Below are 23,695 nucleotides of genomic sequence, written 5' to 3'. Positions count from 1 at the left end.
TGAGGCAGATCGAGCAACGGCCCGGCCACGCCTTTCCCGTCTGCCCCCAGCTCTGCAGCGTATGCCGTTACACGTGTTCTGCAGGCTGATCACCGCTTCCCGGCAAACCAGTGTCTTCCACAGCCGGGCCAGCACGCCCTGCAGGCAACCGCACCACAAACACACTGCCGCCGCCTTCACGCGGCTCGTGATGCGCATCACCCCCGTGCCGCCGGGCGATCTGCCGCACCAGCGACAGCCCCAGGCCCACGTTGCCCGACTGCTCGGAATGGCCATCGACGCGGTAGAACGCCTCGAAAATCCGCTCCCGTGCCACCTCCGGCACGCCGGGGCCACGGTCCATCACTGCAATGCACAGCCAGACAGCCGGCTGGCGGCCCGCAGGTGCAACCGCAGAGACAGTTGCATTCGGGGAGACAGTTGCATCTGGAGAGACAGATGCCCCCGAAGAAGCGGACGCATTCAGCCACGTCTCCTGCGCCACTGCATGGCCAGCCTCCTCCTGTGAGGTATCCTGTCGTGACAGCCGCACCAGCACCGGCTCGCCACCGGCCGGCTGGTAGCGGCGGGCGTTTTCCAGCAGATTGCGCAGCAACCGGCGCAGCAGGCGCACATCGCCCTGTACGATCCAGGGTGATGCACCGCCCGTCACCCGATCATGATCTGCCATGCCCCCCATCACGCCACCACCATCGATCGTGATCGCGGCATGACCTGCCCCTCCTGCCTCACCACCCCCGGCCGGATTTTCCACCCGCCCCATCGCACCAGTACGCCCGGCCTCTTCCGCCACCCACACCGCCCCGGTGCGTTCGGCCTCTTCCGCCACCAGCGCCTGCATGTCCACCGGCTCGCACTTCAGGTCGGCCGTACTGCCGGCATCCAGCCGGCTGGCCAGCAGGATTTCTTCCACCAGTGCATCCAGCTCATGGATGTTGAGACGCACCTCGCCCGCGTGCAGCGGCAGGTCACCCGGGCTTTCCAGCATCAGCTCCACCGCCATCCGGATGCGTGCCAGCGGTGAGCGCAGCTCGTGCGACGCATTGGCCAGCAGCCGCCGCTGCGCCTGCAGCAGCGCCTCCTGCCGCGTCACCAGGGTCTCGATCCGCTCGGCCGCACGGTTGAAACTGCGCGCAAGCTGGGCCACCTCGTCCCGCCCCTGCACCTCGACCCGTGCCTGCAGATTGCCCGCCGCCTGCGCGTCCACCGAGTGCTGCAGCGTCTCCAGCCGCCGCGTGATCCGGCGCGACACCGGCCACGCCGCCAGCGCCACCGCCAGAAACAGCATCGGCAGGGCCACTGGCCCCCCCATCCACGGCAGGGGCGGCATGGGCCGCCAGGTGCGAATCAGCAGCGTCCGGTCATCCGGCAATGCCACCCGGTGCACCACACCAGTCATGCCGCGGCCACCCCGACGCGGGAAGTCTCCGTTGTGCCCAGGCCCCGGTTCCATCGGCAGCGCCTCCGGTGGCGGAGGCGGTGGCATCCCGTCTCCCGCTCTCTCTCCCGGCGCCGACGAACCATCCGCACGGAACGGCCGCCCGGCCGCGGCCAGCACACGGCCCCGGGCATCCACCACCTGCAGATCGACACGCAGCCGGCGATGCCAGCGTGACAGCGTCTCCTGCAGTCGTCCCACCCCCTCGGTCGCGGCCGGCACCACCTCGGCGGCCAGCAGCTCCGTGAAGCGGCTCTCCTGGGCCTCCGTGCGGCTGTCGAGCCGCCACTGCCAGAAAAACGCCACCGCTGCGCCCACCAGCAACAGGCTGGCCAGCAACGACAGAAAAATGGTCACCGAAAGCCGGCGCATGCATCCCCCAGACAGAAAAACCCGATCAGGCCGCCGGACAGGTGCCTCACCAGCAGCCTGCACCCAGACCTTGCACACTCAGACCCTACGCACCCAGACCCGACGCACCCAGACCCAGCACGCCCGGACCTTGCACACCCGGACCCTGCACACCCGGACCCTGCACACCCGGACCTTGCACACCCGGACCTTGCACACCCGGACCTTGTACGCTTAGGTCTTGCACACTCAGACCCCGCGCACCCAGACCTTGCAAACTCACCCCTTGCGTGCCCGGGCCAGCACATAGCCCACACCCCGCACCGTCAGCAGCCGCACCGGCTGGCGCGGATCGGTCTCGATGGCCTGACGGATCTTGCCCACGTGCACATCGATAGACCGGTCGAAAGCCTCCAGCGCCTGCCCCTTGGCCTGGTCCATCAGCTGCTCGCGCGACATCACGCGTCCCGCATGGCGGGCCAGCACCCGCAGCAGGTCGAACTGGTAGCCCGTCAGCGTCCGCCGCTCACCGGCCACCCGCACCTCGCGGGCTGCCTCGTCAATTTCCAGATCGTCGATGGTCAGAACCTCATGGCCACCGGCAGCCAGCGTGTTTCCTGCAGGCCCACCAGCCTGGGCGCCACCAGAACCACTGCCACCAATACCGCCACCGACGCTACCAGCGCCACCAATACCGCCGGCAACACCGGCACCACCAGCAGCGCCGGTTTGACCCGCAGTCCCGGCAGCCAGGCTGCCTGCAACTGCTGCCCCGTCCGGCCTGCCGGTGCCCGCTGAACCGGCAGCACCGGCCATGTGGCCCGGACCTGCCGATCCACCGCCTGACGCCACCATGTAACCCGGCCCTGCTGATCCACCCCCCGGTACCGGCAGCCCCCCCGACGACACATCCACTGGCGCCGCCCGGCGCAGCAGCGCCCGCACCCGGGCCAGCAATTCACGGGGCTCGAAGGGCTTGGGCAGATAATCGTCGGCCCCCACCTCCAGCCCCACCACCCGGTCGGTGGTCTCGCCGCGGGCGGTCAGCATCAGAATCGGCACCCGTGCCGCCAGCCCACCGCGCTGGCGGATCTGGCGGCAGACATCCAGCCCGTCTCCGTCCGGCAGCATCAGGTCCAGCAGAATCAGGTCCGGCGTACGTTCGGCCAGCGCCTCCAGCCCGGCCCGTGCCGTGCCCTGCACCTGCACCGAAAATCCCGCCTGCCCCAGATAGCGCCCCACCATCTCCGCCAGACGGCGGTCATCATCGATCAGCAGGATGCCGGCAGACTGCATGGTGTTTTCTCCCAGGGAAAGGAACGGACGCGAACGAACGCAAGGCAAACGGAGCGGACATGCACGGCGCAGGAGATGCACAGCGCATCACGGACGCACACAAGACGGCCGTCCACAACGCATCCACAAGCGCTGCAGCCACAATAGGACAGGAGCGCCCACCACCCGATGATATCGGGGGTGGGCGCTGGCTGCTGTCAGGGACCAGACCTTATTCGGCCGGCGGAGGCGGCGGCATGTCATCGGCCGGGGGCGGCAGGTTTTCCGAAGCCTCACCCGGCGGCTGCGGATTCGGACGCTTCATGTCGTGGCCGGGACCACCGAATCCTTTCGGACCATGGCCACCGAAGAAGCCCCCGAAGCGCGGCGGACGTGCCCCCTGCTCCATCAGCTTCTAGCGCTGCTCGGGTTTGAGCACCGACGCCATGTCCAGCCAGGCCGCCGTCGAACGCTGCGACATCTGGTCCATCAGCTTCAGGCGCTCCTGACGCAGGGACTCGAAGGCATTGCGGTCCAGCGTATCGGCCTTCACCAGCGCCGCACCGCGCTCATCCAGCGAACGCAGCTGCTCGGCCAGCGGTTTCATGTCGGCCATGGCTGCCTTCGCAATCGTACCGATCCGTTTGGCCTGATCCGGCGTACCGTCGATGGACTCGATCACATCATCGATGCGCTTCTCCATCCGGTGCTCCATCCATCTGGCGCGCTTCTCGGCCCGGGCCTGCATCTCCTTCTCGATCTTCGCGGCCTTCTCGGCGGACATCTTGCCCTGGGCCACCAGATCGGCCGGTTTCGGCGGTGCCCCGACGAAGGGCTGCATGCCGAACGGACTGAAACCGAACAGGCCCATCGCACCGCCCATCGGCCCCATCATGCCCGAACCACCGGGGTGCCCCATCGGACCGCGGGCACCAGGCCCACCCATCGCCCCCCCGGCCCCCGGCCCATCCATCGGGCCTGCACCACGCGGACCATGCTCACCGTCAGGGCCGCAGGCACCGCCGGGATACCCCGGATGACCGTGCTCACCCCGCGGACCACGCTCACCCTGTGGGCCACGTTCACCCGGCTGACGCCCCTGCGCATCGGCCTTCTTCACCATGCCGTCGGCATCGGCCGACGCCGCCGGCGACTGCGCGGCCACGGCCCCCATCGGCAGCGACGTGGCCAGAACACCTGCGCCCGCCAGGGCAAGCGTCAGGGAAACAGCGAGTTTGCGAACTTTCATGCTTCACTCCTTGGGGATGGCATGCATCCCGTTCCTTGCCTTCCGGGCCGGCTGGCTGCTGTACCGCTGCGGCACAGCCCCATACCATCCCTTCCGGCAGCCCCGTCGACGGGGCGGGTTGAGAGCGTGTTATGGACTCATTCATCCCCGCGCTCTGAGGACCGGACCGCCGTACGGCGATCCGTGATTCGATGGGATGGATTGTGGGCATGCCCGGTCAAGCCCGATTGAAGCCCATGTAAAGTTGAAGTAAAGCTGCCCGGGACCAGCCCGCGCAACCACTGTCACGCCGCAACCACTGCCATGCCGGAACCACGGACGCTGGGGCGACGGACATGCCAGGGCCACGGATGTGCGCGGGGACCACGGCCGTACCGCGGCCACGGCCACGCCGAGCACGCGGCCCGCTGGATACCATTGCCACATCTGCCCCCTCCCGGCCACAGATGTCCGTGCCCGGACGCGGCACTTCCCGCGCCAAAGCCGCGACAAGCCTAGAATGTGCCCATCACAACCCCGGAGGCACCGGGCAGCTGCGGCGCCTCCCACCTGCTGAAACCTGCATGGCTCTCGCTTCCACCGCTGGTGCCGGAATACCGGCCACCGCCTCCGGTCACGCCCCCCAGGGCACACCCGACACGGCCTCCGCGGCCGCACAACCGGCTGCATCCCCTGCCGCCACGCCGGCCAGCCCCGTGGCAACCGCCACGCCGCCGGCCAAACCACCGCGCGACCTGCGGCTGGACTTCTTCCGCGGGCTGGCCCTGTGGTTCATCTTCATCGATCACATCCCCTCCAGCAGCATCGCCCAGCTCACCTTCCGCAATTTCGGCTTCAGCGACGCCACCGAAATCTTCGTCTTCATTTCCGGCTACACCGCCGCACTGGTCTACGGCAGCTCCCTGCAGAAGCGCGGCTTCCTCTTCATGGAAATGCAGGTGCTCAAGCGCTGCTGGCAGCTCTATGCCGCACACATCCTGCTGTTCATCTTCTTCATCGCCGAAATATCGTGGGTGGCCGTCCGCTACGGCAACGCCTCCTTCCTCGAAGAGCTGAACGTGCAGGCCTTCATGGATTCGCCACTCGAATCCGTGCTGGACGCCCTCATCCTGCGCTACCGGCCCGTCAACCTCGACGTGCTGCCCATGTACATGGCGCTGCTCTTTGCCCTGCCGCTGATGCTCGTCATCGCGCGGATGTCGCGCCCCCTGCTGCTGGCAGTGTCGCTGTTCATCTGGTGGGGCGTGCAGCATTATCACTGGGCCTGGCCCGTGTACGAAAGTGGCGATGTCTGGTTCTTCAACCCCATGGGCTGGCAGCTGATGTTCGTCATCGGCATCCTGTGCTGCTCGGTGCGCAACCAGACTTCGCGCTGGCTGCAGTGGCGCCCGTGGCTGGCCTGGATCTGCGTGATCTACCTCGTCCTCGCCGCCATCATCGCCATCGGCTGGCGTGTACCGGCCATCGACGAAGTCACCAAACCCCTGGTCGGCGACTGGCTCTACCCCATCGACAAGAACAACCTCGGCCCGGCCCGCGTGCTGCACTTCCTGGCCGTGGCCTATCTGGTGGCTCATTACACCCGGGTGGATGCCGCCTTCCTGCGCTGGCCGCTCATCCAGCCCATCATCCGCTGCGGCCAGCACTCGCTGCACATCTTCTGCCTGGGCATTGCGCTCTCCTTCGTCGCCCACTTCCTGCTGATGGAATTCGGCCGCAGCCCGGTCATCCAGTGGCTGGTCATCCTGGGCGGCGTGGCCGCCATGAGCGGACTGGCCTACCTGCTGCACTGGTACAAGACGCGCACCGGCAGCGGCGCCAAACCGCCTGCCACAAAAACCGCCACCACGACACAACACTGACCACCGTCTCGCCAGGTCACGAATTCCGCTTGCACCTCATGAAACTTCACCCCAGATTCCCCCAGGATCGGCCCCTTCCCCTGCACCGCGCCCTGCCCGCTGCGCTGGCACTGTCCAGCACACTGCTGCTGGTCACGGCAACCGCACAGACAGCGGACGGCGCCGCCCCCGGCACGGCAACTGCACAGACAGTGGACGGCGCGAGCGAAACTGCTCCGTCTGCCCAGAACACGGCATCCGACACACAACCCAGCCCGGCCCCCAACACCGCCCCCGAGCAGCCGGCCAAACCCGCCAACCGCCTGCCGGCCGCGCCGGACACGGGTGACGCCCAGCGCCAGGCACGCAGCTGCTATGTGCCCGAAGACCTGCGCTCCGAACCCGGCAAACTGCCCGGCCTGTCGGCCGCCCTGATCCGCGGCAAGGGCGACCTGCTGGTCATCATGCTCGGCTCCGAAAGCACCAGCCCGCGCAGCAACCCCGACGCCGCGCCCGGCAGCAATCCCCTGAAGGCCCGCAGCGGCCGGCCGCACGAGCCCGAACAGATTCCCCTGGCCGCCCGCCTGCAGGCGCGGCTCACCCTCGACCTCGCCCCCCTGCCCGGCCGCAGCATCCACGTCGAATCCATCGGCCGGCGCAACAGCACCGCCGCCGAACAGGCCACCCTCATCAGCAAGAAGGTTCTGCCCCGCAAACCCGCCCTGGTCATCTGGAACCTGGGCCGGGCCGACGCCCGCCGCGGCATGCCGCCCGCCAGCATGGCCCGCGCGCTGGACAAGGGGCTGGAACAGCTGCGCCGCCAGCACATCGACACCATCGTGATGGACCCGCCCTACCACCCGCAGTTCGAAGCGTTCTTCCGCACCGACGACTACCGCCAGTACGTGCGCTGGACCATGAACCTGCACGACCAGCCCTGGCTGCACCGCTACGACATGATCGACTACTGGGCCTCCACCGGCCGCATCGACCTCGATTCCCCCGAGCCCGACCGACAGGAAGCCGCCCTGACCTTCACCGAGACCTGCATCGCCTACCAGCTCTCCACCCTGATCGACCGGGCGCTGTCGCACAAGTGAGCGAGGGCGCCGGAAAAGCAGGCAGAAGTGGGGCAATGCGAGGCCGACCAGGCGCTTCCCGCCTCTCGCCTTCTGCCTTCCGCCTCCTGCCTCCCTCTTCCCAAAAGTAACGACGGGCTTGCAAAGGAAGCAAAAGCCAGTCGAAGGGAGCACCCTCTCAGCTGGGCAGCAACACATCCCCCACGCGGATCGTCGCATTGCCCGCCCCCAGGGCAATGCGCGCATGCACCCCAAACAGCACACTGTCACTCACCGGATCGAGCCGGTACTCTCGCAGCGTGCGCGTCGGTTCCGCCCCGAACTGGCCGGTGGCAGGATTCAGGTTCGGTGTGGCACAGCGGGCGCAGGGCGCCATCATCTGCAGCGCATAACCGGCGTGCACCAGTGCGTTCAGGCTGTCTTCGGCATGCGGCGCCATGTCGTCACCATCCACCACGATATTGGGCCGAAAACGCAGCATCTCCACCGGTTCTGCCCCGCGTGCAGCCAGCCGGCGATTCAGCTCCCGCAGTGAGGCCATCGACGCGATCAGCAGCGGATGTGCATCTGCCAGCCGGGTGCCCCCCGCCGTGCCACGCGCCGCCAGGCTACCGTCTGCCGGACCACGCGTTGCCGCGCCGCCACCACCAGCCAGCCGCCCCTCCCGGGAGCCGCCCTGCACCGAATCCCCCGCCAGCGGCTTCCCATCCACCGGCCAGTCCCCCCGTCGCAAACCTGCATCGAAGCGCACCAGTCGCACCGGCTGCTTCAGATAGTCCGACAGCCACTGGTTCACCCGCCGGCTCTCCACGCGCGTCTGCACGGGCCTGTCGAACACCTGCGACGCCAACCGGGGGGCAGCTTCCACATCGAAGCCGTCCACCGGCAGGCCGATGCCCTCACGCATGCCCGGCGCCTGCAGATACAGCTGGCCATCCTCCAGCCGGGGCGCGATATGTGCCATGGCCGGATGACTGCGCTGCGTCACGAACCTGCCCCCTTCGTCCACCAGCATCCACTGCCGGTCGTGCGCCAGCCCTGTTTCCTGCAGTGCAGCCGCCGGCACACGGATGCCCCGGCAGGACTTGACGGGATAGATGATGATGTCCCTGACGACGATGCCCATGGGTGGCCCTGCCTCCTCTATGTATGTCCTGTGCAACTGAACCTGTGCAACTGAACCTGTGCGACTGAACCTGCGCGACCGCACCACCTGCGCGGACGGCCGGTCATGCCCCGAAACCAGGCACCCGGGCGCGCGGCTGCCACTGCCCCCGGCCCTGATACAGCAGACCAGATCCCCTCGACCTGCCCGCGGATCCCTGTCGGACACGCGGTCCCATTATGGCATTCGGCAGGAGGCTTCCAAAGCCGCCCGCGGCGTCTCCCCCTCACCGCCGCCGCGTCTGGATCAGCACCACCCCGCCCAGAATCAGCCCCAGCGCCCCCCATTCCAGTGCCGTCACCTGCTCTCCCGCCGCTACGCCGATCAGCACCGCCACCACGGGCGCAATATAGGTAGCCCCCGAAGCCTGCAGCGGCCCCAGCTTCTCGATGATGAAGTAATACGCCAGAAAGGCTCCGCCCGTGCCCAGCACGCCCAGCCCCACGGAGGCCCCCAGCAGCGCCCGCGTATCGGTCAGAATCGCCCCCATCCCGTCAAAGGGCGTGAGCACCGCCAGCGTCAGCACCGCAAGCCCCGTCTGCCACGTGGCCAATGCCAGCGGGTGGGTATTCCGATGATCGTGACCGCTGATTCCGGCGATCGTGACCGGGCGGTTCCGGGGCCGTGGATTTGATGATTCCGGTATCGTGACCAGCGATTCCGGCATCGTGACCGCCGATTCCGGTGATCGTGACCGATGGTGTTCGAGTGTGTCGAGACAGCCCTGCTGTTCTCAACCTGCGCTACCGTTGGCGGCTTTGGAAGCCGCCAATGCCAGCGCCATCACTCGACACACAGATGATCAAAGCCATTCTCGAACACCGCCTCGTCAGAGGTGAATCGCTGGCGCGTTGTGCCCAGGCCCTTGGCGTTTCCAAGGGCGTCGTATCCAAGTACGTGACCCTGGCCCGTGCGCAGGGACTGGAGGACTGGTCGCTCATCGATTCGATGAGCGACGCAGAGCTGCATTCCCGCCTGCTTGCCGGACAGGACGAACGCTGCCCCTGCGTGCTGCCGGACTTTGCCCTGATGCACCGGGAACTCAGCCGCAAGGGCATGACCCTGATGCTGCTGTGGCAGGAGTACCAGGCCGAATACGTGGGCCAGCGTACGCTGCAGTACAGTCAGTTCTGCGAACGCTACCGGCAATACGTCAGGACGCTCAAGCGCTCGATGCGCCAGATCCATGTCGCCGGCGAGAAGCTGTTCGTGGACTTTGCCGGACCGACGCTGGCGCTGCGTGACGGCAGCAGGGCACACCTGTTCGTCGCGGCGCTGGGCGCCTCCCATTACACCTACGCACAGGCCACGCCCGGCCAGAAGACTGCTGACTGGATCAATGGCATGGTGGGAGCACTGCACTACATGGGTGGTGTCCCCGCCCTGATCGTGCCCGACAATCCCCGGGCGGTCATTGCCCGTGCCGATCGCTACGAACCCAGGGCAACCGACAGCATTCAGGACTTTGCCCGCCACTACGATTGTGCCGTCTTGCCGGCCCGGCCTCACAGTCCGCAGGACAAGGCCGTGGTGGAGTCGGCCGTTCAGGTGGTTGAGCGCTGGATTCTGGCCAGGCTGCGCCACGTACTGCCCAATGATCTGGGCAGCGCCAACCGGGCCATCGAACCGCTGCTGGAACAGCTCAACCACCGCCCCTTCCAGAAACTGCCGGGCAGCCGGGCCAGTGTCTTTGCCAGCCTCGATGCACCGGCCTTGCGCCCTTTGCCATCGGTTCGCTACGAATACGCTCGCTACAAGACCGTGCGGGTACACGTGGACTACCACGTCGAGATCGACCGGCACCGCTACAGCGTGCCCCATGTGCTGGTTGGACAGCGGCTCGATGCCCGCATCACCCAGCATGGCATCGAGCTGCTGCACGAGGGCAAACGGGTGGCCGCACACCTGAGAAGTCATCAGGCAGGCGGCTTTAGCACCATCGAGGAGCACATGCCGGCCAGCCACCGTGCACATCGGCAATGGACACCGGAACGTCTGGTCGCGTGGGGTCGTGGTGTCGGCGAAAGCACGGCGCTGCTGATCGAGCGCATGCTGGCCCGATACAGGCACCCCGAGCATGGCTACCGCAGTGCGCTGGGTCTGCTGTCGCTGGCCAGACGCCACGGCCATGCCCGTCTGGAAGCGGCCTGCGAGCGCGCCCTGTCGCTGCAGATCCACACCTATCGCGCGGTACGCGACATCCTGCTCAACGGCAAGGAAAAAGCATTGCCGGCCCAACCGGGCAGGACATGGCAAAGCCCGGACCATGAGCACCTGCGCGGTGCACGGGCCTATCACTGACGCCAGGGAGGTGAATCATGACCCACAATCAAACCATTGCCCAGCTGCAGGAACTCCGACTTCAGGGCATGGCACAGGCGCTGCAGCGACAGCTCGAACAGCCCGCAAGCACAGAGTTGGGGTTCGAGCAGCGTCTGGCCCTGCTGGTTCAGCACGAGATCGACAGCCGCCACGACCGGCGCAGCGCCCGCCTGTTGAAGCAGGCCAGCCTGAAGTATGCCCAGGCCCACATCGAAGACTTCGACGCACGAGCCAGCCGGGGGCTGGAACGTGCCCGCTGGATGGCACTTGCCCTGAGTGACTGGGCAACGTCCGGCGCCACCATCATCCTGAGCGGGGCCACGGGGTGCGGCAAAACATGGCTTGCCTGCGCTCTCGGACAGTATGCCTGCCGCCAGGGACACAGTACGCGGTATCTGCGTCTGCCCAGGCTGGGCGAGGAGCTGGGCCTTGTACGGGCCACAGGCACCTACACCAGGTGGCTTGGCAAGCTGGCAAAGACGCAGGTCCTGATACTGGACGATTGGGGACTGGTGGCGCTGGACGCCCCCTGCCGGGAAGCGCTGATGGAGATCATCGATGACCGGGCCGGCAACAGGGCCACGCTGATCACCAGCCAGTTGCCCGTCGATCACTGGCATGCCTGGATCGATGAGCCGGCGGTGGCCGACGCGATGCTGGATCGTCTGCTGCCACAGGCGCAGCGGATCGTGCTCAAGGGGGAGTCACTGCGCGCTGCACGAACGAAGAAAACGCCTTCATCCGCCAACCAGAGCTGACGCTCTCCCGGAGGTAATGGGGGGCTGGAAGGCCCCCCGGATCAGGCAATCGTACAATTTGCCTGGCAGGCAATGTCTCTGACCACTCGACATCGGTCACGATGACCGGACTGCGCGGTCACGATGCCGGAATCGTCGGTCACGATCATCGGAATACGCACAGCGGGGACAATCCCAGCGGCGACAGAAAACGCCGCGCATACACAAACGAACTGCCCAGACTGAAGGTTCCCGCCAGCATCCAGAATACACCGGCCAGCGGCACATGACCCGCCCCCTCCCACGGGCGTGCACTCAGCGCAATCCCCACAAACCCCAGCGTCACCCCCATCACCATCCGCCCCGTCGGGCGTTCATCGCGCAGGAACAGAAAGGCACACAGAAACGTGAAAATGGGAATGGACCCGCTCAGCAACCCCGCCACACTGGTGGGCAGCAATGCCGTCCCTGCCACGAACCCATAGTAGTAAAACGACGTGGCCAGCACCGACATCACCGCAAAATGCGGCAGATGACGAAGCTGCGCACGGTGGATCACCCCCGCCCGCCAGGCCATGAAGGCCAGCGGCAGAAAGCCGAACAGCACCCGCAGAAACTCGGTCTGCGCCGGAGAGACCAGGGCCGTGGCCCACTTCATGAAAATGAAATTCGAACCCCAGATCACCCCCAGGGCAAGCAGGGCAGCATAGGCAGGCAGAAGAGGCATGACAGGAAACCGGACCGGGCAATGACAGACGCGCTCATTGTGTCAGCAGGCGCCCCTGCCGTCGCGCGAGATCTTCGGCGTGTAGACTGCAGAAAAACTACTGCCTCACAGCCCTGTCCATGACACGCCCCCCGCTCCACCGCCTGCCACCCCTCAACGCCCTGCGCGCCTTCGAAATGGCCGGCCGCAAAGGGCCCTTCCGCGCAGCCGCCGACGAACTGCACATCACCCAGGGCGCCGTGGCCCAGCAGGTACGGGGGCTGGAGGAACGGCTGGGCATTGCCCTCTTTCGGCGCCTGCCACGTGGACTGGCCCTCACCCCGGCCGGCGCCGCCTACCTGAACGATGTCTCGCGTGCCTTTGGCATACTGGCCAGCGCAACAGCAAAACTGCAGGCCCGGCCGAACACCGTCACCATCAGCGTCACCCCCACCGTAGCCACCCGCCTGCTGATGCACCGCCTGGCCGATCTGCAGGCGGCACTGCCCGGCCTGGAACTGCGCACCCTGGCCACCGAGGCCCTGTCGGATTTCGAACACGATCAGGTCGACATGGCCGTCCGCCTCACCCGGCCCCCGTTCCCGCCCCAGCTCGAAACAGCGCCTCTGTTCCCGCAGGAACTGATCGCCGTGGCCAGCCCGCACCTGCTCCGGCACCTCACCTGCCCCCTGCCCCCCGACGAACTTCAGACCCTGCCCCTGTTGCACGACGCACACAACCACTGGCCTGCCTTCCTGCAGGCACTGACCCCCTGCCAGGACACGCCCGCCGCCAGTACCCTCCTGCCCGGCCCCACCTTCAACCAGACCTCCCTGGCCCTCGACGCCGCACTCGCCGCCCAGGGCGTCGCCATCGCCTGCCGGGCCTTCGTGGCGAACGATCTGGCCGCCGGCCGCCTCGTGCAGGTCTCCACCATCACGCTCCGCCTGCCGGCCGGGTACTTCCTGGTCCGTCCCCGTTCAACCCCCAGCCCCGCAGCCCAGGCCGTCTGGAACTGGTGCCTGGCTCACCTTGTGGTCCCTGCAGAACGCTCTGCTGAGTAGTGCTCATCTCCCCGGCCACGGCCCCCGCCACAATACCGGCCGAAAACCAGCGTCCCGAGCATCACGCCGGCTACATCCCCCAGACTGCATCACCCATCCCCTAAAGCAGCCCCTCGCCCGCACCACCGGTCATTGGTGCAGGCCCCTATCTCCTGGCAACCCACCAATGCAAACGGGCCCCGAAGGGCCCGTTTGGGAAGAACCGGGATCACCGCAACAGCGCCCCGGCCCGGCTGGCCGGATCAGAGCATCCGGCCAGGTCGATCACGTGGATGATCAGGCTTTTTCCACAGCCTTCGGCTCCTTGTGCATCAGGCCGACAGCCATCTGCAGCAGGTAGGCCGCGGCACCGCCGATGAAGATGAAGTCACCGATGGTACGCACCCAGCGCAGCGTGTGGATGATCGGGGTCTGCTCCAGGAACTCCACACTGCGTGCCCACCACAGACCCACACCGATCGAGGCGTTGGCCTGGATGATGCCGACAGGCAGCAGGCTGGTGGTCAGCATCAGCAGCAGGCCCAAGTTCAGGCACACGAAGGCGATGCCCATCAGACGCTCGTTCAGCTTCAGCGTCGGACGGATGTAGCGCAGCACCATCAGCGAGAAGCCCAGCGCCAGGAAGCCATACACACCGAACAGCGCAGCGTGACCATGGTTCGGCGTGGTGTTCAGGCCCTGCAGGTAGTACAGCGAGATCGGCGGATTGATCAGGAAGCCGAACACACCAGCACCCAGCATGTTCCAGAACGACACGGCGATGAAGAACATCAGCGGCCAGCGCATCGGTTTCATCCAGATGGCCTTGTGCTGCACCGTCCAGTTCTCGAAGGCGTCATAGCCCAGCAGCACCAGCGGCACCACTTCCAGGGCGGAGAACATCGCGCCGATGGCCGTGATCGGGGTGGTGGTACCCGAGAAGTACAGGTGGTGGAACGTACCCGGAATACCGCCGATCATGAACATCATGGCGGCGAGCAGCGAGGCCGTCGTGGCGGTGTGCTTGCTGACCACGCCCAGGTTGTAGAAGATGAAGCCGACCGAGCAGGTGGCAAACACTTCGAAGAAGCCTTCCACCCACAGGTGCACCACCCACCAGCGCCAGTATTCCATGATGGAGATGTGCGTGTGCTCACCGTAGACCAGCGCCGGGGCATAGAAGATGCCGATGGCAGCCGCGCCCATCGTGAACAGGATCAGCAGGCTCTTGTCACCGGGGGCACGCAGGGCAGCCCAGATGCCGCGCAGCATCAGGTAGAGCCACAGCACCAGGCCGATGAACAGCGCGATCTGCCAGACACGGCCGATTTCCACGAACTCGTAGCCCTGGTGACCGAACCACCAGTTCAGGCTCGGCGCCATCCAGCCCTTCACCGCAATGAACTGGCCGGCAAACGAGCAGACCACCACGGCAATCAGTGCCCAGAACAGCACGTCCACGCCCAGCTTCTGGAACTTCGGATCCTTCCCACCGTTGATGATCGGTACCAGGAAGAGGCCAGCAGCCAGGAAGCCCGTGGCAATCCAGAAGATGGAAGCCTGGATGTGCCAGGTACGGGTGAGGCTGTACGGCAGCCAGTCAGCCAGCGGAATGCCATAGAACTCCTGGCCCTCCACCGTGTAGTGCGCCGTGGCGCCGCCCAGCAGGGCCTGCACCAGGAAGAGCGCAGCCACCACCAGCAGGTACTTGCCCAGCGACTTCTGCGACGGCGTCAGCTTGACCAGCGACAGCGGGTCGGCGGCAGGCGCCTCCACCTCGATGTGCTGCTGGTGGGTGAAGAACGCCCACACCCAGATGATGAAGCCCACGCCGAAGATCAGCATCACCACCGAGGCAATCGACCAGATGACGTTTTCAGGCGTCGGTTCGTTGCCGATCAGCGGCTCGTGCGGCCAGTTGTTGGTGTAGGTGACATCCGTGCCAGGACGGTTGGTGCTGGCAGCCCAGGCGGACCAGAAGTAGAAGGCGTTCATCTGGCGACGCGCTTCCGGGTCGGCCAGCGTGTTTTCCTTCATGGCGTACTTCTCGCGCAGCGTGTGCATCGACGGATCGTCGCCGAACAGCTTGTCGTAGTACGCGGCCACGGCCTGGATGGAACGGATGCGGTCGTCCGACAGCGTGACCTGGCCGTTTTCCGGGTTGTAGGTATTGGTGCGGAACGCGACCTTCGAGTCGTAGTTCAGCGTAGCCTTGTCACGCTCGGCCAGCTCGGCATAGGGCTTGCCGAACTGACGCTGTGCCTGCTGGTCCAGCCAGCCCAGCACCTCGCGGTGGATCCAGTCGGCCGTCCAGTCCGGCGCCTGATACGCACCGTGGCCCCAGACAGAACCCACCGACATGCCGCCGATGCCCTGCCAGGCAGACTGGCCGGCATAGATATCGGCCTCGGAATAGATGACCTTGCCATGCTGGTCCACGAACGCGGTCGGGATGGGCGGACGTTCGTTGTAAACCTCCTTCCCGAAATACCCGAGCAGCGTAAACGAACCGATCATGATGATCGCCAGGATCACCCAGAGTCGTTTGTACTGTTTCATAAAAAAAATGTCCTTAACGGTAGGCAGCCCTGCGCTGTCTGTCCGAATTGTTGCAGGGGGGCAAGACAGCAGGCTTGACCAAAATCAAGCGCTTGCAAGTGACAGAAGTCATTGATGCATATGGGAATTATTCTTTTTATTGGCACCGCAGACTTACCCGTTCAAACACGCATTGAATAAAAACGGTTCGCAGGGATTTATCTGGAATTCACCCTTTCGGCCAGCGCCTGCGCCATACTGCAGGACAGACATCCCTTCCGGAAGCAACGCAGCCCCCAGTCCGCGTCAAGCAAACGACGCAGAAAAACCACACCCCTTCATGCCGGATACCCCTACTGCCCTCATCGCCTTCAACAAGCCCTGCGGCGTCATCAGCCAGTTCAGCCCGCACGAAACCCACACCAGCCTGAAGGACTACATCGACGCCCCCGGCTACTACCCCGCCGGCCGGCTCGACACCGACAGCGAGGGCCTGCTGCTGCTCACCAGCGACGGCCGCCTGCAGGCACGCATCGCCGAACCCCGTCACGGCAAGCAGAAGACCTACTGGGCACAGGTCGAAGGCAGCCCCAGCGACGACAGGCTCGCCCTGCTGCGCCAGCCCATGGACCTGGGCGACTTCATCACCCGGCCGGCACAGGTCCGGCTGCTGGCCCCGGAAGAAACAGCCTCACTCTGGCCCCGCACCCCACCCATCCGCGTACGCAAAAGCGTCCCCGACTTCTGGCTGGAACTGCGCATCCACGAAGGCAAAAACCGCCAGGTCCGCCGCATGACCGCCAGAGCCGGCTACCCCTGCCTGCGTCTGATCCGCACTGCCATCGGCCGCCTCGACCTTCATACGCTGGATCTCGCCCCCGGCCAGTGGCGATTCATTCCGCCCAACCTTCTGTAATTGCGTTGGCTCGGGGACAACCCCTGCCCGCTTCCCGACGGCAACCCCTGTAAACTCCCCTGACACTGTCATCCCCTCATCACCTGGAGCCTCCCGCATGCGCCTGCGCCCATCCCAGTCCCCCGCCCGTATAGCCTGCGCCCGGCAGCGTCACCTGCTGCGCGACGTACGTCTGGCACTCTTCACCCTGGCCCTGGGCGCCGGCGTGATCCTTGCCACACCCTGGGCCGACGCCCGTGAAAACGCCGCAACCAACGGCGCCGCAACCGACAGCGCCACACCCGCTGCAGACAGCACCAAAGCCGCAGACAGCACCCAAAGCATCAGGGCCACGAACAGCGCCCAGACCGCTGACACCAGCGCCACGGCCGCACAGTCCCAAACAGCCGCCCCCAGCGCCGCCACCGGTACCCGGGAAGCCACCAAACCCACCGCCATCCCCGGCATCGTCCAGGTCGGCCAGTCCATCAACGGCATCAGCCAGTACCAGCTCGCCAACGGCCTCACCGTCCTGCTGGGGCCGGACGAATCCAAACCCACCATGACCGTCAACCTGGTCTACAAGGTGGGTTCCCGCCACGAAGGCCCCGGAGAGGCCGGCATGGCCCACCTGCTCGAACACATGCTGTTCAAGGGCACCAAAGCCATTCCCAACCCCAAAAAGGAACTCACCCGCCTCGGCATCGAATGGAACGGCACCACCTGGTACGACCGCACCAACTACTTCGGCCAGTTCAACGCCAGCGACAAAACCCGTGACTGGATGCTCGGCTGGCTGGCCGACACCATGCACAACATCCAGATCGACGCCGGCAAGCTCAAGAGCGAGCGCCCCGTCGTCATCAACGAAATGGAAGCCGGCGAGAACCGCCCCGCCTCCGTCCTCTACCAGCAGCTGATGGCCACCGCCTACGGCTTCCACCCCTACGCCCGCTCCGTCATCGGCGCCCTGTCCGACGTGGATGCCGTCCACCCCGACAACCTGCAGACCTTCTACCAGCGCTACTACCGGCCCGACAACGCCGTCCTGATCATCACCGGCCAGTTCGACGTGAACAGCACCCTGGCCGCCATCCAGAAGGATTTCGGCCCCATCGCGCGCCCCGCCACCCCCATCCCCCAGCCCTGGACCCTCGACCCCGCCCAGCAGGGCGAACGTGAAATCGTCATCCGTCGCACCGGGGGCGTACCGCTCATGATGGCCGGCTACCACACCCCGGCCAGCGCCGACCGCGACACCGTTGCCCTGTCCATCCTGGCCGAAATGCTCACCCGCGAGCCCGACGGCCCCCTCTACCAGCAGCTGGTCAAACCTGGCTACGCCGTCAGCATCGGCTCCTACGCCACCAACGTCTACGACCCCGGCATGCTGGTCTTCAGCGCCACCCTGGCCGGTGACGAAGAACAGCCCGCAAACGGCAAACAGCCCGCCGGCAACACCGGAGCGGCAAACGACACCAGCACCGCAGCCACAAACGGCACCAGCAGCAACGGTGCATCGGCACAGCCTTCAGGCGCAGGCAATGCCACCAGCGCAGCCCCCGCCGCCCGCCTCACCCTGGCCCAGCGCCAGCAGAAGGTCTGGGACACCGTCCGCAAGGTAGTCGAAGGCGAGCAGCCCCTCACCCAGGAAGCGCTCGACCGCACCAAACAGGACATCCGCAACGGCATCGCCCGCCTGGCCGATGACCCCGAAGCCCTGGCCATGGAACTCACCGAAGCCATCGCCCAGGGTGACTGGCGCCTGCCCTTCGCCCAGGCCGACTGGGCCGACAGCATGACGCTCGACGACATCCGCGCCGCCGGCCGCCGCTGGCTCGTGCGCGACAACCGGACGCTTGCCTGGTACCTCCCCACCGAAAAACCCGTCCGCGCCCCCGCCCCGGCCCACCCCGACATTGCCGGCGCCCTGCAGAACCACACCTGGAAAACCACCGAAGCCTTCAAGGCCGACGTCGCCCTCACCCCCGCCAGCATCGCCGAACGCACCCAGACCGGCAAACTGGCCGGTGGCATCGAATACGCCATCCTGCCGCGCCGCGTCAAGGGCGACCGCGTCAACCTCAACCTCAACCTGCAGTGGGGCAACCTGCAGAACCTCGCCGACCGCTGGCGTGACGCCGACCTGCTCGACGCCATGCTGCTCTCCGGCACCAAAACCCTCACCCGCCAGCAGCTCCAGGACAAACTGCGCGGCCTCGACGCCCAGCTCGGCACCAGCGCCGGCAACACCGGCGTCAAGGTCACGCTGAACGTCCCGGCCAAAAACCTCTCCGAAGCCCTGGCCCTCACCGTCGACGCCCTGCGCAACCCCGTCTTCCCGCAGGATATCTTCAACGAAAAACGCGAGCGCGCCCTCACCGCCATCGAAGCCCGCCGCCAGCAGCCCGAAGCCCTGGCCGCCGAAGCCCTGGCCGAGCGCAGCCACCAGTACCCCGCCAGCGACCCCCGCCACTACCGCAACCCCCGCCAGGTCATTGCCGACCTCAAGGCCCAGACCCCGGCGCGAATCGAAAAATTCTGGCAGGACTTTGCCGGCGCCTCCAACGGCCAGTTCACCGTCGTCGGCAACGTACAGCCCGACGCCCTGAAAGCCGAACTGGAAAAACGCCTGGGCGACTGGAAAAGCCCACAGGCCTACGCCCACATCAGGACCGAATACCACGGCCTGCCCAGCGACAAGGTACAGATCGACGTACCCGACAAGGCCAACGCCGTGCTCAACCAGGTCCGTGCCATCCCCGTCTCCGAAGACCACCCCGACTACCCGGCCCTCTTCATGGCCGTGCGCCTGCTCGGCGGAACCCCCGATGCCCGGCTCTTCCATCGCCTGCGTGAACAGGAAAGCATCAGCTACGGCGCCTACGCCAGCCTCTCCGCCGCCCGGGATGTCGACAGCGCCTCCCTCGACATCCAGGCCATCCTGGCCCCGGCCAACCTCGAGCGCCTGCAGAAAGCCCTGCAGGAAGAAGTCGACCGCGCCTACAGGGAGGGCTTCGACCAGGCGGAACTGGACGCCTCCCGCAGCGCCCTCATGGACCAGCGCCGCCAGATCCTCTCCGGCGAAGGCTTCGTTGCCAGCCTCCTGGCCAGCAACCTCTTCTGGCACACCGACATGACCCGCTGGACCAGGCGCGACCAGCAACTCCAGGCCCTCACCCTCGAACAGGTCAACGCCGCCTACCGGAAGTGGATCGACCCCAACAAGGCCCTCACCATCAGCGCCGGGAGCTTCAGGGACAAGGCAGGCGCCACGAAAAAGGCGGCAGAGCGCAGCAGCAAATGATCCACCCGCCACCGATGATGGAGAAATGCCCGTGATCCATGCAGGCCCACGGATCACATGAGCAGCGGCCCATATAAACAACCGTCATACCCATCATCAGCCGGGCAGCAGCCTCCGGAACCGTCGAACCCCGCACAACGGGGGGCCACTCCCGTAACATAGCTGCTTCCGGCAAACGGGCCATGAACGCCGCGTCCTGTACGCGGCGTTTTGCCATCCCACGCTGGCCTCGTGGTTCATCGCGCCCCACGCAGGCTCTGCCCCTTTCGGCCCCACCGCATTCTCCCAAGGCCCGGCCATGCTCCGCTCCATCTGGTCCATCTCCTCCCTGCTCATCGGCATGGGTGTCCTGCTGATAGGCTCGGGCCTGCTCGGCATGCTCATCGGCCTGCGCGGCGTGTACGAAGGCTTCAGCAACCTCATGATCGGCCTGATCATGTCCGGTTACTACGCCGGCTACATCGCCGGCGGCTGGGTCTGCCCCCGCCTAATCCGCCGCGTCGGCCATGTCCGCTGCTTCGCCAGCTTCGCCGCCCTCTCCGCCGCCCTCACCCTCTCCTTCGGCATGGTCGTCGACCCCTGGGTGTGGCTCGCCCTGCGCATCCTCAACGGATTCGGCCTCATGGGCATCTACATGGTCATCGAAAGCTGGCTCAACGAACGCAGCCAGTCCACCCCCGGCAGCCAGGCCAGCATCTTTGCCGTCTACATGGTCGTCAACCTCGGCGCCGTCGCCGCCGGCCAGTACTTCGTCAGCTTCTACGGCGCCAACGCCCTCGAATCCTTCATCATCGCCGCCATCCTCTTCTGCATGGGGCTGCTGCCCATCGCCCTCACCCCCGTCCCGCAGCCCCTGCCCATCGCCACCCCCAGCCTCTCGCTCATCACACTGGCCCGCCGCAGCCCCTCCGCCGTCGCCGGCGCCGTCTGCTCGGGCATCGTGCTGGGGGCCTTCTGGGCCCTCACCCCCATCTACGGCAAGGCCCTCAACCTCTCCGACATCGACATCGCCAACTTCACCGCCGCCGCCATCTTCGGCGGCGCAGCCACCCAGTGGCCCATCGGCTGGCTCTCCGACCACTGCCGCGACCGGCGTGAAATGCTCATGGCCGTCGCTGCCGGCAGCGCCTTCTCCGCCATCGCCCTCAGCCTGCTCGACAACATCCTCATCAAGGCCCCCGAACCCAACGACTACATCGCCGTCGCCTTCCTGCTGGGCATCTTCATCTTCTCCATCTACGGCATGGCCGTCGCCCAGACCCACGACCGCTTCCCCGCCCACGAAGCCCTCGAAGCCACCCGCGGACTGCTGCTGCTGCACGGCGCCGGCGCCGCCATCGGCCCCATCGCCAGCAGCCTTGCCATGCAGTACCTCGGCCCCGAAGGCTTTCCGTACAGCGTGGCCGCGGCTACTTTCCTGCTGCTGCTCTTCGTCTGGCGGCGCATCACCACCGACGACCCGGTCCCCATGGAAGAGCGCCTGCCCTTCCACGTCGCCTCCGATCAGGTCTCCCTGGTGGGCGTGGAAATGGACCCCCGCGCCGACGCCCCCCTGACCGACGCTCCGGCCGCCGACGGCACCCCCGACCCCAACGCGCTCTCCCCTGAAGAAGCCGCCACCGCCGCCGCCGAAGCCGTGGCTGCCGCGCAAACAGTGGCCAGCGAAGCGGCGGAGGCAGCGGAAGCGGCTGAGGCGGCTGAGGCAGCTGAAGCAGCCGAAGCAGCGGAAACAGCAACCGCAGAAGCTGCCACCGCAGAGGAGGCCCCCGACGTGCAGCCTCACAGGAACCGCCTCACCGAGCTGCGCCACACCCTGCGGCGGTACCTCACCAACGGGACGATCGATTCGCGGGATTGAGCGTGGCAAGGGCTCGTTCGCTCCTGTGCTGGCCCGATACTTGACAAAAAGCCGTTCTTCCTGCAAAACAGCCATCGATAGCACCCCCTTGGCCTAGCCTTCGAAAGAAGTGATGCCCAAATGTGGGGGTCTTTTTTTTATCGCAAGAAAGACTGTCCACCTCTGGACAGAGAAACGCTACCGTTCATGGGGTAGACCCAGGCGCCGCTTGCAAAGGCGCGAGGGCTCCTGCATAATGCCCCCAATAACACCCCCGAGGCTTAGCCTTCGTGGAAACACGGAGTGATGCCCAAATGCGGGGGTTTCTTTTTTTGTAGCTTGATCATGAGCCACGACAGGATCGAGATCCGCACGCAGACAGCGCCGGCCTGACCTCATGACTGGTCCATGTCCAACTGCATCAGCTGATCGACCATGCGTTCCGTTTCTGCCTCGGGCAGGCGGGGCATGGGCAGCCGGGCATGAGCCATCAGCAGAAAGAGATCTTCATCAGAATCAATGCCCAATCTTTTGAAAACCTGCCCAGAGTCAAGCTTGCCCAGCGAGAAGGCAAGCAGGGTCGTGCAGTTGTCGTTGTGATTGGCCATGGGCAATTCCTAAGTTTTCCACAAAACGGCATCTTACTGCCATCAGGCAAACGCCCAGCATCGAGGTCCGCACACAGACAGCGCCGGCCTGACCGCGTCAGACAGACGCAACCTCTGCCTCCGCCGGCACTTCCTTCTCTTCGGCACCACCATCCCCAGCAAGCGACGCCCCAAATACCCCTTCAGCAGCGGGCGTCACCGCCAGCCTGAGCCCCAACGCACCCAAAATAGCGATGACATTACCCAGCTGTGGATTACCCTCTGCCGACAGAATCCGGTAAATGGCCGTTTCGTTGATGTTTGCCTGCTGCGCAACCTGCTGAATGCCACCAAACGCCCTGGCAACCCGCCGTAATGTACTCAGAAAAAAGGCTTGATCCCCCTCCTCCAGACAGTGATTGAGCAGATGCAGCGCATAGTCAGGCCGCTTGCGAAAGCGCTCGACCACGGCTTCTTCATGAGGACGACCCGGATTTACTGGAGTTTGCATCGTTGCCTCCAATCGTTCAGATAGATGCGCGCCAGCTCGATGTCCTGACGCTGTGCACCCTTGTCACCGCCGCACAGCAGCAGAATGATCCTTCGACCTACACGGGAAAAGTACAGCCTATACCCCGGCCCCACATCCACCTTCATCTCCCACAGTCCTGGGCTCAATGAACGGCAATGGCCAAAGTTCCCCCGGGAAAGTCGTTCGAGACGTGCATCGATGGCCATCAGCGCCCGATAGTCGCGGAGGGTGTCAAGCCACGCTAAAAACGAATTCACGTCAACCTCCCCGCACGGCACACCGACCGGCAGACAGGAGCCGACGGCTGCCCTCCGGCAGCACAGGAACATTCGCTCATGGATGCAGCACTCCTCACGCATGCACCGCCCAGGCGCGGCACCCATCAAATATACTGTCTTTCTTGTCAGTTGTATTTACACCCCGCCAAAAGACCGTCCGGCAACGCCGCATGACACAGACCTTTCAACCAGATGTTCAACCTGCCGACGCCCTGCCCTCCCCAATATGACCACATTTCCCCTCGGCAACAGAAACGGGGTAATGACTCTTCCAAACAGGGTAATAACGAACACATTACCCCATTTATCGTAAGTGGTCCATTATGAACATTCTGTTCATCTGACTTGCGTTCAGTCATAGTTGCCTCCTTTGCAACCCGATCAGGATGGAGGCATTCATGACAAACAAGGTGGACTGGGCTGCGCACCTGCAGGCCATCGAGACCGAGGGCATCAGCATCAAGGACTACGCCGCACGGGAGGGGCTGTCCGTGGCATCGCTGTACTACCACCGT

The 23,695-nt window shown here is 65.6% G+C and carries 19 protein-coding genes and 1 pseudogene; 8 read left to right on the top strand and 12 right to left on the bottom strand.

Annotated elements, in window-relative coordinates; genetic code table 11:
- Nucleotides 1–67 precede the first annotated feature (67 nt).
- The 5 genes and pseudogenes from EHV23_RS15700 to EHV23_RS00080 form a co-directional block, all read right to left on the bottom strand.
- Nucleotides 68–1,795, bottom strand: coding sequence for a sensor histidine kinase (locus EHV23_RS15700; RefSeq protein WP_125094152.1), 1,728 nt, complete (start codon nucleotides 1,793–1,795; stop codon nucleotides 68–70).
- A 273-nt stretch (nucleotides 1,796–2,068) separates the two neighbouring features.
- Entirely contained in the window at nucleotides 2,069–2,605 is a 537-nt protein-coding gene (locus tag EHV23_RS16545; protein WP_420813037.1) for a winged helix-turn-helix domain-containing protein, read from the bottom strand.
- Nucleotides 2,606–2,713: 108 nt separating this feature from the next.
- Nucleotides 2,714–3,085, bottom strand: a pseudogene (locus EHV23_RS00085) (response regulator transcription factor); the annotation flags it as partial.
- A gap of 211 nt (nucleotides 3,086–3,296) precedes the next feature.
- Nucleotides 3,297–3,473, bottom strand: a complete 177-nt coding sequence (locus EHV23_RS15425; RefSeq protein WP_203228832.1) for a hypothetical protein — start codon at nucleotides 3,471–3,473, stop codon at nucleotides 3,297–3,299.
- Nucleotides 3,474–3,479: 6 nt separating this feature from the next.
- A complete protein-coding gene (locus EHV23_RS00080) occupies nucleotides 3,480–4,313 on the bottom strand; it encodes a Spy/CpxP family protein refolding chaperone (RefSeq protein WP_125094151.1) in 834 nt (277 codons plus the stop codon).
- Nucleotides 4,314–4,876: 563 nt separating this feature from the next.
- On the opposite strand from EHV23_RS00080, the gene EHV23_RS00075 reads away from it, so the two are divergent.
- A complete protein-coding gene (locus EHV23_RS00075; RefSeq protein WP_125094149.1) occupies nucleotides 4,877–6,175 on the top strand; it encodes an OpgC family protein in 1,299 nt (432 codons plus the stop codon).
- 38 nt (nucleotides 6,176–6,213) lie between these two features.
- Nucleotides 6,214–7,254 carry a hypothetical protein gene (locus tag EHV23_RS00070; protein WP_125094148.1) on the top strand — a complete coding sequence of 347 codons (1,041 nt, stop codon included), beginning with the start codon at nucleotides 6,214–6,216 and terminating at the stop codon, nucleotides 7,252–7,254.
- Between the two features lie 157 nt (nucleotides 7,255–7,411).
- Here EHV23_RS00070 and EHV23_RS00065 read toward each other — a convergent pair whose 3' ends face one another.
- Entirely contained in the window at nucleotides 7,412–8,359 is a 948-nt protein-coding gene (locus EHV23_RS00065) for an MOSC domain-containing protein (RefSeq protein WP_125094147.1), read from the bottom strand.
- Nucleotides 8,360–8,624: 265 nt separating this feature from the next.
- Complete coding sequence (locus EHV23_RS00060; RefSeq protein WP_125094146.1) at nucleotides 8,625–9,065, bottom strand: EamA family transporter; 441 nt, start codon at nucleotides 9,063–9,065, stop codon at nucleotides 8,625–8,627.
- 104 nt (nucleotides 9,066–9,169) lie between these two features.
- On the opposite strand from EHV23_RS00060, the gene istA reads away from it, so the two are divergent.
- Nucleotides 9,170–10,699: an IS21 family transposase gene (gene istA, locus EHV23_RS00055; RefSeq protein WP_125094145.1), complete on the top strand. Its 1,530-nt coding sequence runs from the start codon at nucleotides 9,170–9,172 to the stop codon at nucleotides 10,697–10,699.
- 17 nt (nucleotides 10,700–10,716) lie between these two features.
- Nucleotides 10,717–11,478, top strand: coding sequence for an IS21-like element helper ATPase IstB (gene istB / locus EHV23_RS00050; RefSeq protein WP_125094144.1), 762 nt, complete (start codon nucleotides 10,717–10,719; stop codon nucleotides 11,476–11,478).
- A 145-nt stretch (nucleotides 11,479–11,623) separates the two neighbouring features.
- Here istB and EHV23_RS00045 read toward each other — a convergent pair whose 3' ends face one another.
- Complete coding sequence (locus EHV23_RS00045) at nucleotides 11,624–12,184, bottom strand: DMT family transporter (protein ID WP_125094143.1); 561 nt, start codon at nucleotides 12,182–12,184, stop codon at nucleotides 11,624–11,626.
- A gap of 119 nt (nucleotides 12,185–12,303) precedes the next feature.
- On the opposite strand from EHV23_RS00045, the gene EHV23_RS00040 reads away from it, so the two are divergent.
- On the top strand, nucleotides 12,304–13,227 hold the full coding sequence (locus EHV23_RS00040) for a LysR substrate-binding domain-containing protein (protein ID WP_125094141.1): 924 nt from the start codon (nucleotides 12,304–12,306) through the stop codon (nucleotides 13,225–13,227).
- Nucleotides 13,228–13,503: 276 nt separating this feature from the next.
- Here the strand turns inward: EHV23_RS00040 and EHV23_RS00035 are convergent, their stop codons facing one another.
- Nucleotides 13,504–15,765 (bottom strand): nitric-oxide reductase large subunit, encoded by a 2,262-nt coding sequence (locus EHV23_RS00035; RefSeq protein ID WP_125094140.1) that lies wholly within the window; start codon nucleotides 15,763–15,765, stop codon nucleotides 13,504–13,506.
- Between the two features lie 319 nt (nucleotides 15,766–16,084).
- Here EHV23_RS00035 and EHV23_RS00030 point away from each other — a divergent pair, with 319 nt between their 5' ends.
- From EHV23_RS00030 to EHV23_RS00020, 3 genes are all read left to right on the top strand, one after another.
- Nucleotides 16,085–16,660: a pseudouridine synthase gene (locus EHV23_RS00030; protein WP_125094138.1), complete on the top strand. Its 576-nt coding sequence runs from the start codon at nucleotides 16,085–16,087 to the stop codon at nucleotides 16,658–16,660.
- A 97-nt stretch (nucleotides 16,661–16,757) separates the two neighbouring features.
- Complete coding sequence (locus EHV23_RS00025) at nucleotides 16,758–19,946, top strand: M16 family metallopeptidase (protein ID WP_125094137.1); 3,189 nt, start codon at nucleotides 16,758–16,760, stop codon at nucleotides 19,944–19,946.
- 298 nt (nucleotides 19,947–20,244) lie between these two features.
- Nucleotides 20,245–21,804, top strand: a complete 1,560-nt coding sequence (locus EHV23_RS00020; RefSeq protein ID WP_125094135.1) for an MFS transporter — start codon at nucleotides 20,245–20,247, stop codon at nucleotides 21,802–21,804.
- A 374-nt stretch (nucleotides 21,805–22,178) separates the two neighbouring features.
- On the opposite strand, the gene EHV23_RS00015 is transcribed toward EHV23_RS00020, so the two are convergent.
- From EHV23_RS00015 to EHV23_RS00005, 3 genes are all read right to left on the bottom strand, one after another.
- Nucleotides 22,179–22,391, bottom strand: coding sequence for a hypothetical protein (locus tag EHV23_RS00015; RefSeq protein WP_125094134.1), 213 nt, complete (start codon nucleotides 22,389–22,391; stop codon nucleotides 22,179–22,181).
- Nucleotides 22,392–22,488: 97 nt separating this feature from the next.
- Nucleotides 22,489–22,881: a helix-turn-helix domain-containing transcriptional regulator gene (locus EHV23_RS00010; protein WP_238990208.1), complete on the bottom strand. Its 393-nt coding sequence runs from the start codon at nucleotides 22,879–22,881 to the stop codon at nucleotides 22,489–22,491.
- Nucleotides 22,866–23,159, bottom strand: a complete 294-nt coding sequence (locus EHV23_RS00005) for a type II toxin-antitoxin system RelE/ParE family toxin (RefSeq protein WP_238990207.1) — start codon at nucleotides 23,157–23,159, stop codon at nucleotides 22,866–22,868. Before EHV23_RS00005 ends, EHV23_RS00010 begins: the two co-directional genes overlap by 16 nt.
- Between the last annotated feature and the right edge of the window lie 536 nt (nucleotides 23,160–23,695).

Source organism: Lautropia dentalis, from assembly GCF_003892345.1.
GTDB classification, from domain to species: Bacteria; Pseudomonadota; Gammaproteobacteria; order Burkholderiales; family Burkholderiaceae_E; genus Lautropia; species Lautropia dentalis.
The sequence above is the reverse complement of the archived record's forward strand: the minus strand, read 5'-3'. Positions and strand labels throughout refer to the sequence as shown.